Source organism: Mucilaginibacter achroorhodeus (assembly GCF_007846095.1).
GTDB classification, from domain to species: Bacteria; Bacteroidota; Bacteroidia; order Sphingobacteriales; family Sphingobacteriaceae; genus Mucilaginibacter; species Mucilaginibacter achroorhodeus.
The window spans coordinates 384,954-399,089 of the sequence record NZ_VOEI01000004.1 but is presented as its reverse complement, the minus strand read 5'-3'; the positions used below and the strand labels follow the sequence as shown (position 1 = coordinate 399,089).

Here is a 14,136-nt window from a genome sequence, read left to right as displayed (position 1 = left end):
TAATGTTATTTTTCTAATATTTTCTTTAATCCGCCTAATACCATTTGCCAGTTCTCTTCAGAATGCTTTCTAGATGCTTCGTCTTTTATATTATCCTGCGTTAAGATTAGCGTTGTAACGCCGTCGTTTTCATCCAGCGAATAGCTTACATCGGCGTAGTTCTCCGGCTTATCTTCCGTGCCGCTCATGCTGCTCCAGTAAGTGTACTTTACATATTTACCGGGTTCAATTTCTTTTATGGTGCCCTTATCTTGATAAGCTTTGCCTTCCCACTCGCCGCTGAAGGTGATGGAGCTACCGGGTTTCCAGTCGGAGTTTACGGTGGTGCCAAAGAAGTACTGTTTTACAATTTCAGGATCGGTCAATCCTTTCCAAACCTCGGCTTGCGGCGCATTAATACTGATACTGGTTATTAATGTGAGCTTTTCCATTTTTTGATATGTTTAGTTTTAATATAACATTACAGCAAAGAAATGGTGTGTGATGACAACTGTATGTCAGGAGGGTATTGAAGTTAAAGTCAAAATTAAAAGTAAAAGATCATGTCATTGCGAGCGATAGCATGGCAGTCTTATAGCACAAGCACACCGATCTTGCCTATGAGATTGCTACGTCGCTGTAGCTCCTCGCAATGACACGGCTTGTAATTACGACATCATTTGATCAGGTTAATCGAGGTTCAAAACAAATAGTCTCCCTACACCGCCACTCCCCCAGCCCTCTTACTCACAGCATCCAGCAACTCCCCAACCCTATCCCTTAAATACGGTGGACTAACAATATCTGCCGAGTCGCCAAACATCATGTACCAGCGGGCAAAGCCTTCGATTGAGTTTGTAAGGAAAGTCATTTCTGTCTGCTCCCCGGCGTCCTTTTCTGATACGAAGCCATTATAATATTTTTGATAACTCAGATACGGCATGGTTTTTTTATCAACCCGCATTATTACCGTTTCTAATTTATGCTCTGATGCCGTTTGGGCGATGTAATCCTTAAGTGTTGGATGTTTGCCTTCAAATTTATCAGGCATTTCCGTTAATGATTGTATCCTGTCGAGTCTGAAATCGCGGTAATCTTTACGCATGCGGCACCAGGCTATCAGGTGCCAGAAACTATCGAGATAAAATATCCCGATTGGCTCGATCTCGCGTTTGGTCTTTACTTGCGTGTAACCGGCCAGGTATTCTATACAAAGCACCGTTTTGCTTATGATACCGTTAAGGATGGTTTGGATGTGATCCTGGTTCTCTATCTTACGTTGTACCGTACTTTTAAAAACCTCGATATTACCTTCCATGCTGTCCAAAAGGTCTTTTTCAGATGTTTTGAGGATAGCCCTTATTTTGTACATAGCGGAGCGATGCTGCGCCGCAGTCGATGCATCCGTCATCTGCTCAACAAACTTTTCTGCAGTAAGAAAAGCGGTTGCTTCTTCGCGGGTAAACATAATTGGCGGCAGCCTGTAACCATCAACCAGCGAGTAACCTACGCCCGCTTCACCTATAACGGGCACCCCGGCTTCTTCTAACGAACGCACGTCGCGGTAAACCGTACGCAAACTTATACCAAACCTTTCGGCAATATCGCTGGCTTTCACTACCCTGCGCGATTGCAGTTGTATTAAAATAGCAGATATACGGTCGATGCGGTTCATGCCTCAAATTAAATAAAAAACACCGTACCTTAGTAAAAATGTTGATTAATTATGGCACAATCTACCGAGGATAATATCATAACATTTGAAAGCTACTACGATCCCATGCTGGCCCATATTGTGCGTACGCGCTTAGAGGATGCCGGCATTCCCTGCTTTATTGCTGATGAGAACGTTATTGCTGCCAACCCCTTCTACAATACGGCAGTGGGCGGTATAAAACTTAAAATATTTGAACGTGATCTGGAGCGCTGCCGGGCCATACTCGCAGATGAGGGCGACCTGCATGAGCAGGACCATGTTGAAATAGATGAAGAAGATAACGCGGTTGCCTGCCCTTATTGTGCCTCTACCAATGTTAAACATCGTTTGGCTAATGATACAACAACAGGTATTTCGGGCCTGATTTCAACCCTATCCGGTTTGCTATCATTTAAAGGGAAAAGCGAATGGTATTGCTACAATTGCCAACGCGAATTTGACTAATAGTTATCCGCTTTTATTTTCGGCGTTATTGCGAGTTAAATTTCATGTATCAAACCTGATACATTATGTACCCTGTGTTTAGGATTGCTATATTTAACCTATGTATAATCGCCGTAAATTCTTAAAACTTTCTGCAGCAACTGCTTCTGTGGCTGCTATTTCCAGATCAGCAATTGCTAAAAATTTATACACAACAGCAGAGAACAAGTTTCCCATTGTAATTTCTACGTGGGATTTTGGTATTGCAGCTAACAAAGCGGCGTGGAAAGTATTAGAAAAAGGCGGCCGCGCCGTAGACGCGGTTGAGGCAGGCGTTCGCATCCCTGAAGCCGATATGAAAAACCATACCGTTGGCCGCGCCGGTTACCCGGACCGTGACGGTTTTGTAACCCTTGATGCCTGTATTATGGACGAGAACGGTAACTGCGGTTCTGTTGCCGCGATGGAAGACATTGCGCACCCTATTTCTGTAGCTCGGTTGGTGATGGATAAAACGCCGCACGTGATGTTGGTGGGCGATGGCGCGCGCCAGTTTGCCATTGAGCAAGGCATTAAACCCGAAAAATTATTAACGCCCGAGTCTCGCGCAGCCTGGAAAAAATGGCTTAAAACTGCAAAATATTCGCCGGTGATGAATATTGAGAACCAGCAAAGCCGCCAGGGCAGCAAGTACAATCATGATACTATTGGTATGCTCGCGCTTGATGCAAAAGGCAACATTGGTGGTGCATGTACTACAAGCGGCATGGCGTTTAAAATGCATGGCCGGGTTGGCGACAGCCCAATCATTGGTGCGGGTTTATATATAGATAACGAAGTTGGCGGTGCCACGTCTACGGGCGTTGGCGAGGAAGTTATCCGTAATGTGGGCAGCTTTTTGGTGGTTGAACTAATGCGCCAGGGCCTTTCGCCGGAGGATGCATGTAAAGAGGCGGTACAACGTATCATTAAAAAGAAGCCGGAAATCGCTAAACAGATCCAGGTAGGTTTCCTTGCTATAAACAAAAAGGGTGAATATGGTGCGTATGCCCTGCAGGATGGTTTTTCTTTCGCTGTTTGCGACAGTAATAAACAGGATACCCTGATCCCCGGAAAATATTTTTATAAAGACGGCAAGTAAATACAATTTGTATTTTTGATGATTCAGTGGTGGATGGTCGTCTTATCCACTCCAACATCTTTACCTTATGACAACAGAATACTCCCACAAAGTTAATCTTGAAGTATGTGCCAACTCAGCGCAATCGGCAATTGCCGCACAGGATGGCGGCGCTATACGCGTGGAACTTTGTGAAAACCTTGCAGAAGGTGGCACTACCCCATCTGCCGGGCAAATACTCTTAGCCCGTAAACATCTGCACATCAAACTTTATGTATTGATAAGGCCCCGCCGTGGTGATTTTTTATATAACGACCTGGAGTACGAGATAATGCAGGCTGATATCCGAAATTGTGTTGAGGCAGGCTGCGATGGTGTTGTGATAGGCATGCTTAAGGCCGATGGCAGTATCGACAAAGAACGCTGCGCCGAACTGGTACGCTTTGCCAAGCAATGGGGACTGGGCGTTACCTTCCACCGTGCTTTTGACATGTGTAACGATCATTTTAAGGCACTGGAGGATATAATCGAGATAGGCTGCGAGCGCATCCTTACATCCGGTGGTAAAACTACCGCAATGGAAGGTGCCAGCACTATTGCTCACCTGGTTGAGCGGGCAGCGGGCCGCATCAGCATTATGGCCGGCAGCGGCGTGACTGAAGGCAACGTTGCCGATTTGGTGCATTACACTAACATTACAGAAGTGCATTCATCTGCCCGTGCTAAAGTACAGGGCGGCATGCAATACAAAAACGACCATATTCTGATGAGCGAAGGCATGAGTGACGAATTTAGCCTTGACCTTACCAGTGTTGAACGGGTGAAAAAGATATTAGAAGAGGCGAATAAGTAACCTAAAATATGTATATCCTTCAATCTCTCTGATACGGTATCGAAAAGCTTATCGTCGTTCCCTCCCCATAAGTGCTGGCGAGACTGATCTCGCCGCCTTGGTTACGAATCATTTCCCGACAGAGGTACAAGCCAAGGCCGGTGCCTGGTTTGTGGCCCGCAGCCTGGTAATAAGGTGTAAATAATTTTGCCTGCTCCTCCTGCGGGATGCCTGCCCCGGTGTCTTTTACTTCTACTTTTAAGACAAGCTCTTCAGTTAATTGGCTATTAACTGTAATGCCTCCTTTTTCAGTATACTTTAAGGCGTTACTAAGCAGGTTCAGCATCACCTGTTTCAATTTAAAACCATCACCGTTAACGGTTGCAAACACACCATCTTGCTGGTTAAAAGAAAGTTGGAGTCCTTTGTTTTCTGCCATAAAGCGCATGGCATCAACCGCATCGGCAATAGCATCACCGGGTACAAAAGGGCCGCTTTTACGGGTTTGTGCATAGCCCTGCTCCAGCTTGCTTACATCCAGCACGTTGTTAACCGTTTCTAAAATTAAGCCTGATGCCAGGTTAATGTTATTGATCCGCTGCTCCTGCTGCGTAGTTAGCTCTGTACGTTTAAGCGTGAAAACGCTGCCGTTTATAGCCATAAGCTTATTCCGGATCTCGTGGCTCATGATAGCCAATATCTCCGATTTTTGGCTGGCCAGCTTTACGGCCCTCTTGCTTTCAACCAACAACCGGCGTTCTGCCCAGGCAGCACGACGCACGTAGATGAAAAGCATAAAAATAAATACAAGCATGGCAACAGTTGCCACGCCCGAAAAGGTATTTAGATCGCGGGCAGCAGATGAATAAGCCTTTAACGTAACCTCGCGATTTTGCTGATAAGCCATCCGGTCAATATCATCCAGTTGGGTTATCAAATGCCTTAAACCTGTCAACAGGTTCAGGTTAGCTAACACCAATGCCTGGGCTGACTGCGCAATGCGACCGTATTGTGAACTCAACTCGGTAAGTAATCCGCTTGCATCCTTACCTGCAACACTGGTTGTAGTATTTGATTTTTGCTTAAGTGTGATAACTTTAACAGATTGCGTAGGCTGAAACGCCTCTCTTAATCGTTTTAAAAGGCTTTTGTTAGTGGTTTCCTTGCGTGTAGAAACAATTGAATCAATTTTACTTTCTTTGGTACGGGTGCGGGCAATTACAACAGGTTTACCGCGTAATTTATCTACGGTAGTTACCTTAACCAGTGAATCAAAACTTTTGCGCAGCTCAAAAACCTGCGCTGTTAACTGCATCTTATCCTGCAGTATCTTGGCTAACCGCATACTACTTTGCGGCAGATCTGTTTTTTGGCCTTTTTGATACCTATCAATTATGGCAGATATCTCTTTGAAGATAGCAGTTGTTTTGTTGTGATAATCCTGCAGCTGACCAACGTCACCGGTACTGCTGGCCTTTTGAAAGCTGTTCTCCGCCAGGTCGAGATCAAGCAATAGAGCACTTATCCGGGAGTTTGAAGAAGGCTGTTTTAGCTGTGCGCTTAAACTATCCAGCTTAACTGTTATGGTATGGCGCAAAATAAGTGAGCCAACCGTAACAATTAAGCTGAACAGTAAGAATATAAATACCACACGGTTTATTAAGCCGCCGATGTTACCACGTGTTGTTGCCATGTTTAGATGGCATTACAACAGGCATAACCTAATTAAGGTTTGCATCTGTGCTTTTCTGTGCCTCATCCAGCTTGGCTTTTAACTTTTCGATATCCTCGGTAAGGTCTTTTATTTTTTTCTGATCTTTCTCTACCTTTTCAGCCGCATCTTCTGCATCACTGGTTTCGTTGGCAGCTTTTTTAGCGGCTTTGGCAGCCTTTTTTGCATCGCCGGCATCACCACCAACTGCGTACACGGCTGCTTTGCGGTTTTTCTCCTGAGCCTTGTTAGATTTCTCAGAAGCTTCCTCGGCTGCTGCCTGTTCTTCAGGTAGTCGCTCTTGTATCTTAGCAAGTTCCTGCTGAAGGTCTGTAAGCTTTTTGTTTAATTTAAGTATCTGCTGATTAAGCTTAGCCGAATCGTTTTTAGCATAAAGTTCACCGTTACCGGCATAACAGGCTACAGAAAACACCATTGCTAAAGTTGCAGTAATAATCTTTTTCATAGTTGTTCATTTTAAAATTTACTCAAATGAACATCAGCGGGAAAAATTAACAAAACCTGTTCGACGGAAACCCAAGCATGAACGACGAAATACACCCCGAAAACGTTAAAGCCATTCTTCAAAATGCTTGCGGAAAGCATCACGGTATTGCTCGGTAACCGGTATAGTTGTTTTCCCGATCTTAACTGTCATGTGCTGTATAGACTCTACCTTTGCAGGATTGATGATAAACGAGCGGTGGATACGGATAAATCCGTGCGGCGTCAATTTATCTTCGATGGATTTAAGGGTGGATAAAGCAGTGACCATCCCGGTTGTAGTGAAAACTTTAATATAATCTTTAAAACTTTCCACGTAAAGTATATCTGCAATACCCACTCTTACCAGGGCATGCTCAACTTTTAAGAAAAGGTGGTCGGTTAACGCTTCGGCAGGTTTAACTGATTTGGAAACTGATAATGCTTTGGCAGCGGCCTTGTAGAAATCCTGGTATTGGAACGGCTTTACCAAGTAATCGATCGCATCAACCTTGTAGCCGTCTACTGCATATTCCTTAGAGCCGCTTATCAATATCACTTTTGGAGTAGTGCCTGCACTGCCGTTCTTGAGCATACCGGCAAAGGTAACGCCATCAATACCCGGCAGATTGATATCTAAAATAAGTAGACCAATACCACCATTGCTTAGGGTAGGCAAAGCTTCATCTGCGCTGTAAAAACTGCCGGCCAGATGCAGGAAAGCTGTTTGCCTTACCATATCACATACGTAGGCGTTTACTTCTTTATCATCATCTACCACCAGGCAGTTCAGCGTTTGTTCCATCAGGCTAAAATACAATTGTATACAATGTACCGCAATAGTTGGTGGAGAACTCGTCGGCCAAGGTGTGGATTCTGTCGTTCGTCATAAGCTCTCCGGCGAATACCCTGTTCTAACGGTATTAACCGCTCTATTTTTGCTGATGATAAACGAAAGTTTGTCTGGTGTATACCCCTCACTACTATAACATCCCGGGCAGGTGTGACGTTCACATCTGCCCTTTTTATGCAGAATTTAATAGCTAATAGCTATATTTCAAATTTCTGCAACTTTTATGTTACTCTGACGGTTATTTGGTTTTTAAAGATCACAGTATGTCATCAGTAGCCGTTCATAACCCCACACGCGCTAAAAAAACCAACGTTGGCGCATTATTAGAGGCGCTCAATTTTTTTATGGCCGATATGCAGGCCGGGATAGGCCCATTTTTGGGTATTTTCCTGCTTGCACACCAATGGAAAAGCGGGGCCATAGGCACCGTAATGAGCCTCGGCGGCATAGCCGGTGTGCTGGTTACCATCCCTGCGGGTGCTCTTATCGATCAGACTAAGAAGAAAAAGCTCTACGTTATTATTCCCGGCGTATGTACGGTGCTGGCATCGGCAGTCATACTGCTATCGCAGGATTTCTGGATAGTAGGCCTATCGCAGGTTGCAACAGCCATTGCAGGTGCCGCAATAGTACCGGCTGTAATGGCCATAACTTTGGGCATTGTAAAACAAAAAGGCTTTAACCGGCAAAATGGCCGTAACCAGGCCTGGAACCATGCCGGTAACATGGTTGGAGCAGGTTTATCAGGTTTATTGGGAATGCTTTATGGGATGCATGCCATCTTCTACCTATCGGCTGCTTTTGGTGTAATGTCCATAATTATCGTGTGCACCATCCCATCTAAGTCCATTGATGACCGCGCCGCACGTGGCATAAAAAATGGCGACGAGGGTGATAAAGCAAGCCAGTTTAAAGCGTTGTTTGAATGCAAACCACTGTTATTACTTGCCGCGGCATTGGCCTGTTTCCACCTTGGTAATGGTGCTATGCTGCCCTTATACGGCTTGGGGGCGGCAAGCCAGAATAACGGCAATGCCTCTATGTTTGTGGCCATGACCATTGTGATAGCGCAACTGGTAATGATAGGCGCATCAATTGTTGCCATGAAAATGGCTGATAAACAAGGCTACTGGCTGGTAATATTTCTGTCCTTCCTGGCATTGCCCGTCAGGGGACTGATAGCATCCTACCTTAATTATCATATCGGGCTTTACCCTGTTCAAATGCTTGATGGTATTGGGGCCGGTTTACAAAGTGTTGCCGTCCCCGGCCTGGTGGCGCGCATACTCAATGGCACCGGGCGTATAAACGTTGGCCAGGGCGCAGTGATGACGGTGCAGGGTGTAGGAGCGGCACTAAGCCCGGCTATTGGCGGGTGGCTGGCCCAGGAAACAGGCTTTAAACCGGCGTTTATGATATTGGGCATGTTTGCCGTAGTTTCGATAGTTATTTGGTTGGCTTACCGCACACAATTGCGTAAAGCTTGTGATAACGATTGTATTTCATAAACATGAACCATTACATCATTTGGGCAATTTCAATAGTTGCAATTGCCGGCGTTATCATCAGGCCTTTTAAACTTCCGGAAGCGGTTTGGGCAGTAGCCGGCGCTTTGATATTGTTTATCACCGGTTTGATCTCGTTTAAAACCGTAACAACAGGCGTTGGCAAAGGCACTGACGTTTATCTTTTCCTAAGCGGGATGATGCTCTTGTCTGAAGCCGCCCGTGAAGAAAAACTTTTCGACTGGATAGCTTCTTATACGGTAAGGGCCTCACGCGGATCCGCTGAGCGACTGTTCCTGCTTATATTTTTAGCCGGTACGGTTGTTACCGCTTTACTCTCCAACGATGCCACTGCAGTTGTGCTAACCCCGGCGGTTATTGCATCGTGCCAGGCTGCCGGTGTTAAAAATAACCTGCCCTATTTGCTTATTTGCGCCTTTGTTGCAAATGCAGCGTCTTTCCTGCTTCCAATATCGAATCCTGCCAACCTGGTTATCTATCAAAAAGAACTGCCGTCGCTATTAACCTGGCTGGGGCATTTCTTACTGCCGTCAATCGTAGTTATTGTGCTTACTTACGTGGCACTTAAGAGGCTGCAGGCTAAATCATTGAAAGAAACTTTTGAATCTGACCTTCCCCAGCCTGTGCTTAGCAAAACAGGTAAGCTCGCACTTTACGGCATTATATTAACCATTGTGGTTTTATTAACCTGCTCTGCGCTTGATATTCAATTAGGCTGGCCAACCTTTATAACCGGTTTGCTATGTACCGTCCTCATCAGCATTACTTCAAAAAAATCAATGGGTGTTTTTTTGAAACAGGTTTCATGGGGTGTGCTGGCGTTGGTTGCAGGGCTTTTTGTTATAGTAGAAGCACTTACGCAAACAGGTGTAACACATATGCTTGCTAACGCGATGTTTGGCAATGCCGCCGGGCACGATAAAACTGCATCCTTTTTAACAGGTAGTGGTTTAGCCGTAGCCTGTAATTTGGTGAATAACCTGCCTGCCGGTTTAATTGCCGGTGAGATCTCGCAGATGTCTCATATATCAGATCTGATCCGCAAGGCGATACTGATAGGCATCGACCTTGGACCAAACTTATCTGTAACCGGTTCGCTTGCAACCATTTTATGGCTTAACGCCTTAAGACGTGAAAACATCAACGTTACTGCTATGCAATTTTTAAAGTATGGTGTATTTGTAATGCTGATACCGCTGATAGCCGTGTTATTGCTGTTGCCTTACATCAGCTTTTAAATATTATAAAATCAACGTTTAATGGCGCTGACCTTGAGTTTGCGGCTCTTTAAAAATTGCTGCGTTTTGATGTTTTCCCACATGATGAGCTTTTCCTCTATGCGGTAAAACGCCCTGATGTCACCATCTTGCGAAACTACCAGGCCCAGGCTGCCCCGGTGGTTCCAGCAGTAGCCGATCATTGACCTGTGGCGTGTGCCAAAGTGATTAGGGTCTGCCGGTATAAGTGATTTAGGCGTTGCAGTGGCCGTAGGCGATACATAGATCTTCCTGGGCATTTTTTTGGATTTGAGCACACCGCCAAAGCCCTTTGATACCATATCGCGATCAAACACCAGCACCCCATCCACACAGGTATGCGATGCCAGGAAAGCGATGCAGCCCTTTATCTCATCGGCTATTTGTTGCCTGCAAAACAACGAGCGCGATTCTTCCTGATAGTGTTCTTTGGCAACAGACCTTTTCCCGGCTTGCAAATGTTCATCAATCAGCGTTTCTGCCACGTAATTATTTACAGTCTCGCGGGCAAACTTGCTGATAGCGATCTTTAATCTATCGTAATGCACCTTGTATTTCAGGTCGATATCCTCTTCACTATCGGTTATCAGTATGCCGCCACCGTGGTGATAGTTTTGCACCCGTAACAACAAACGCGATAGGGTTTGGATCCATAAGCCATTGGCAAAGGTCTCCCAATCTTCAAAATCTTCTGCCGCATGGCTTTCTGCCAAAAAGGTTTTAAGATCATCCTTTAAATGCCCTGCGTTATCTTTTAATATCTTGGATACCGGCCCAATGGTGAAAACATCCAGATACCTGGCTATTAAAATGTTTTGTTTAAGTGTTGCAAGCAACTCATAATCAAACATCACATCAAGCGTACCTATATCATTAACCAAAACCTGGAAAATACCGGGCTGCTCGGAGCCAAAATCAGATTCGTAATTTAAAAAGCTCTGATAATGCAGCATTTGGTCTATCATCCCCCAGATGTACAGTTTACCGCTATCATCGTAATAAACGGCAAGTGAAGTGGTAGACGGGTCTGCTGCCTTTGATAGCTTTACAATATTTTTAACAGTAAACTCGGTGCGTTTATCAAACCTTATTACACTCCAGCGCTCGGCAACTGGGTTTTTAGGCGGGCGAGGATCGGGATTATTGGGATCGATCAGCGTAATGGTCACCTTTACAAGGTCACTTTCCTCTGTTCGCATACTGGCAAAGAAAACGCACTCAAAAAGATCTTCAAGCACGGATAGTGTTGGTACAGGCAGCGCTAATTTACTGTGCTGCAGCTTCTCCATCACGTGCAGGGCCAGGTCTTTAGGTTTTGCGTTTGCCATTGGCATATTTAAGATATTAAAATTTGCGCCGGATACAGGCAGCATCGGTTAAGGTAGTAATTACCCTCGATAGTTATAACAGCATTTTTTTAACAGTTGTAAAACTTAATTGTTCGGACTTGTAAGTTTACACAGCATAAGCAGTAGAAGACTGTAGATAATTACGCTTCAGTTGCGTGAGCACGTGGCACAGTTGTTTTGCCGGTGATGCGCTTTAATATTTGTTTAAGCACCGTTTCATAAACAACGTATGCCACAAATATCAAATAACCCGGCTGCAGACCGGTTTGGTTAACAGTACTTACGTTATAGGAAGCGCTATGCATGTTAAGTCCTGATAACTGACTTTGTAGAATGCCGTTAAGACCTATATAGGTCATGAGGATACCTACCACCATCACATCGGCCATGTTCCACTTTCCCGACTCAAGCGCAAGGTAGCGCACTACTTTGTTTTCAGACAAACGCTGATTGCCTGAAACATACATACCTGTTGCAATCAATATAAGTACCGGAAGGATAACAACAAATAATAACAGCAAAATACCTACTGCAATGGCATCGGGTTTAGGCTGGCTAAGCAGTACCCAGATAATCTCCATGATACTTTTGTTTTGGTAAAACAGCACTTGGTTGGTAAAGCCTATTTTCTCACCGAGCAACATAAAATCAAGCGAACTTATACGCGCATCTACTTCTATGATAGAAGCCGTTACCCCAACCGCAAGCAGCACAAATGCTATACACAATGATAGCACAAACAAAGTGGTCCTGAGATGTACAGCGTTACGCAGCAACCACCACAACAGCAATGCAAATACCACGCAGCCAAACATGGCGTATGCATACCGGTATATCAAAGCCGTCATTTCCCTGGCCTCTTTATCTAACTGTTTGTTAAACTGCTCCACATTTGTTACCCGGTATTTGTGGAACATGAATTTAGTTAGGGTAGTATGCGCTTCGGCTGTGCTATCATAAGTTTGACGGCTTAGCTGGCCTATTTTGCTTGTAACTATTCCTTTTAATCTTTTTGTGCTGGTGGGACTGTTTACTTTGGTAACAATGGTTCGCGCGAAGCCCGGCACCTGCGCACGGATGTCGTCAACATCTACAACCGCATTAAAGGCCAACTTTTTAAGTTTACCGCCTAATGATTTTTGCGGCTTATTAAACTCAGCAACGGTAGATGTTACCAGTCCGTTCAATTGCTTTTCAACTGCGGCCTGCATTTGCTGCTTTTGTTTCCGGGTCATCTTGTACTCGGTAACCTGGCTATCCACCACTCCTACAATCTTATCGCGCCATTGATCGACTGAGAAAATCCCGAACGTAATATTATTAATAGCGCTGTAATCTTCCTTAAGCTGCTCCTGGCGTTTAGATAGTACATCAACCCAATAGCCACAAAAAACCTCTACCGCTAAAAGCAATATAAGCCCGGCAGCAAGCAGGATGTTAGCCCTTTTGCTGTCAGCAGAAATATGTTTAGCGTTGGTCATTCGTAATTATAATAAGTTAATGCGCGTCGTGCGGGGTTATAAATTTCAATATGGTTGACAATATCAAACCATAAACCACAAAACTGATGAATATAATGTAGCCCGGTTGCAAAGCGGTATTATTTGTAGTGATGATGGTAAGCGGCTCACTCTGGATATCCAGCATAGCTAACTGGCTTTGCAGCAAACCGTTCAGGCCGATAAATACCATTAAAATAGCGATCACAATAACGTCGGCCATACTCCACTTGCCGGATTGGAAAGCAAAGTATTTGATGAACCTGTTCTCGGCAATTTTCTTTTTGCTGAGCAGGTGTATCCCTGTTGAAGATAATTTCATTACCGGGAACAAGATACTGAAAACAAGGATGAGGATACCCACTGCTATAGAATCGGGCTTGGGTTGTTTTACCAGCACCTCTACTACATCCAATATACTTTTACTTTGGAAGAACAGCACCTGGTCCTTAAAGGTCACATGTTCGCCCAACAGCACAAAATCAAGCGAGCCTATGCGGGCGTCTACTTCTAACATTGATGCAGTTAGGCCTACACCTAATAAGATAAATGCAAATAGTAACGACATGATGAACAATGCCACATGCAGTTCGGTGCGTTTACGAAGCAACCACCACAATAACAATACAAATATCACACAGCCCAACATCACAAATGAATAGTTATACATCCGTGTCCTGATCTCGCTTAAAGATGTGTTTAGCTTTTTGTTGAGAATATCCTGACTCTTTACATGATATTTTTTGAAAGCCACGTTCATGATAGAATCTTTAACAGAAAGTGTGCTATCTACATAAGCGCTCTGCTCAAGTACGGCAACTTTGCCTAATGCCAGCTTGCTTAGCTGTTTTTTATTGTTAGGATTATCAGCCTGGGAAATTATTTTCTTGGCGAAAGCCGGCACCTGAGCTTTAATGTCATCAGTATTTACAAAGGTTTTTATTGCAAACTTTTTAAGCTTGCCACCCAATGATTTAGGCGGACGGTTGAGAATACCCTCTGCCTTGTTGATCAACGCCATAATGATCTGCTCAACCTCTTTCTGCAGATCTTTACGCTGCTGTTTGGTCATCTCAAAATGCCTCACCTGGTGGTTGATGATGCCTTTGATGTCGTCCTTCCATTGGTCTACTGAGAATAGGCCAAGCGTAATGTTATTAACGTTTGAGTAATCTGTTTTAATTTCTTCCTGCTGTTTTGAGAGTTCGTGCAGGCGCCAACCGGCATAACCCTCAACACAAAGCAATGCAGCCAACCCGAATATAAGCAGGAGGTTATAAAGCGTTTTTTGTTTTGAGGTTTGCGTTTTCAAGTTAATGAAGATTAGCAGGTTTTTGGTTGATAACTTTATAAAAGATTAAATGTTTTAGTAGTTAAGCATAACCTCA

Annotated in this window: 13 protein-coding genes; 5 read left to right on the top strand and 8 right to left on the bottom strand. The window is 44.4% G+C overall.

Going from position 1 to position 14,136, the window contains the following annotated elements; all coding sequences use genetic code 11:
• Positions 1–5: 5 nt before the first annotated feature.
• Together FPZ42_RS13580 and FPZ42_RS13575 are read right to left on the bottom strand one after the other, a co-directional pair.
• On the bottom strand, positions 6–431 hold the full coding sequence (locus FPZ42_RS13580) for an SRPBCC family protein (protein WP_146272185.1): 426 nt from the start codon (positions 429–431) through the stop codon (positions 6–8).
• Between the two features lie 266 nt (positions 432–697).
• Positions 698–1,654, bottom strand: a complete 957-nt coding sequence (locus tag FPZ42_RS13575; RefSeq protein WP_146272184.1) for a helix-turn-helix transcriptional regulator — start codon at positions 1,652–1,654, stop codon at positions 698–700.
• 51 nt (positions 1,655–1,705) lie between these two features.
• On the opposite strand from FPZ42_RS13575, the gene FPZ42_RS13570 reads away from it, so the two are divergent.
• The 3 genes from FPZ42_RS13570 to FPZ42_RS13560 all read left to right on the top strand — a co-directional run bounded on the left by FPZ42_RS13570 (position 1,706) and on the right by FPZ42_RS13560 (position 4,092).
• Positions 1,706–2,140 carry a putative signal transducing protein gene (locus tag FPZ42_RS13570; RefSeq protein WP_146272183.1) on the top strand — a complete coding sequence of 145 codons (435 nt, stop codon included), beginning with the start codon at positions 1,706–1,708 and terminating at the stop codon, positions 2,138–2,140.
• A gap of 100 nt (positions 2,141–2,240) precedes the next feature.
• On the top strand, positions 2,241–3,260 hold the full coding sequence (locus tag FPZ42_RS13565; RefSeq protein WP_146272182.1) for a N(4)-(beta-N-acetylglucosaminyl)-L-asparaginase: 1,020 nt from the start codon (positions 2,241–2,243) through the stop codon (positions 3,258–3,260).
• A 67-nt stretch (positions 3,261–3,327) separates the two neighbouring features.
• Positions 3,328–4,092, top strand: a complete 765-nt coding sequence (locus FPZ42_RS13560) for a copper homeostasis protein CutC (RefSeq protein WP_146272181.1) — start codon at positions 3,328–3,330, stop codon at positions 4,090–4,092.
• Positions 4,093–4,111: 19 nt separating this feature from the next.
• Here the strand turns inward: FPZ42_RS13560 and FPZ42_RS13555 are convergent, their stop codons facing one another.
• The 3 genes from FPZ42_RS13555 to FPZ42_RS13545 all read right to left on the bottom strand — a co-directional run bounded on the left by FPZ42_RS13555 (position 4,112) and on the right by FPZ42_RS13545 (position 7,070).
• Positions 4,112–5,764: a sensor histidine kinase gene (locus tag FPZ42_RS13555; protein ID WP_146272180.1), complete on the bottom strand. Its 1,653-nt coding sequence runs from the start codon at positions 5,762–5,764 to the stop codon at positions 4,112–4,114.
• 28 nt (positions 5,765–5,792) lie between these two features.
• Positions 5,793–6,248, bottom strand: coding sequence for a hypothetical protein (locus FPZ42_RS13550; protein ID WP_146272179.1), 456 nt, complete (start codon positions 6,246–6,248; stop codon positions 5,793–5,795).
• 105 nt (positions 6,249–6,353) lie between these two features.
• A complete protein-coding gene (locus FPZ42_RS13545; RefSeq protein ID WP_146272178.1) occupies positions 6,354–7,070 on the bottom strand; it encodes a LytR/AlgR family response regulator transcription factor in 717 nt (238 codons plus the stop codon).
• A gap of 311 nt (positions 7,071–7,381) precedes the next feature.
• Here FPZ42_RS13545 and FPZ42_RS13540 point away from each other — a divergent pair, with 311 nt between their 5' ends.
• Together FPZ42_RS13540 and FPZ42_RS13535 are read left to right on the top strand one after the other, a co-directional pair.
• Positions 7,382–8,626: an MFS transporter gene (locus FPZ42_RS13540; RefSeq protein ID WP_146272177.1), complete on the top strand. Its 1,245-nt coding sequence runs from the start codon at positions 7,382–7,384 to the stop codon at positions 8,624–8,626.
• A gap of 2 nt (positions 8,627–8,628) precedes the next feature.
• Positions 8,629–9,882: an arsenic transporter gene (locus FPZ42_RS13535; RefSeq protein ID WP_146272176.1), complete on the top strand. Its 1,254-nt coding sequence runs from the start codon at positions 8,629–8,631 to the stop codon at positions 9,880–9,882.
• 11 nt (positions 9,883–9,893) lie between these two features.
• Here FPZ42_RS13535 and FPZ42_RS13530 read toward each other — a convergent pair whose 3' ends face one another.
• The 3 genes from FPZ42_RS13530 to FPZ42_RS13520 all read right to left on the bottom strand — a co-directional run bounded on the left by FPZ42_RS13530 (position 9,894) and on the right by FPZ42_RS13520 (position 14,060).
• Positions 9,894–11,228 carry a putative sensor domain DACNV-containing protein gene (locus FPZ42_RS13530; protein ID WP_146272175.1) on the bottom strand — a complete coding sequence of 445 codons (1,335 nt, stop codon included), beginning with the start codon at positions 11,226–11,228 and terminating at the stop codon, positions 9,894–9,896.
• A 161-nt stretch (positions 11,229–11,389) separates the two neighbouring features.
• Positions 11,390–12,730 (bottom strand): paraquat-inducible protein A, encoded by a 1,341-nt coding sequence (locus FPZ42_RS13525; protein ID WP_146272174.1) that lies wholly within the window; start codon positions 12,728–12,730, stop codon positions 11,390–11,392.
• 16 nt (positions 12,731–12,746) lie between these two features.
• Entirely contained in the window at positions 12,747–14,060 is a 1,314-nt protein-coding gene (locus FPZ42_RS13520) for a paraquat-inducible protein A (protein ID WP_255563158.1), read from the bottom strand.
• Positions 14,061–14,136: the final 76 nt, after the last annotated feature.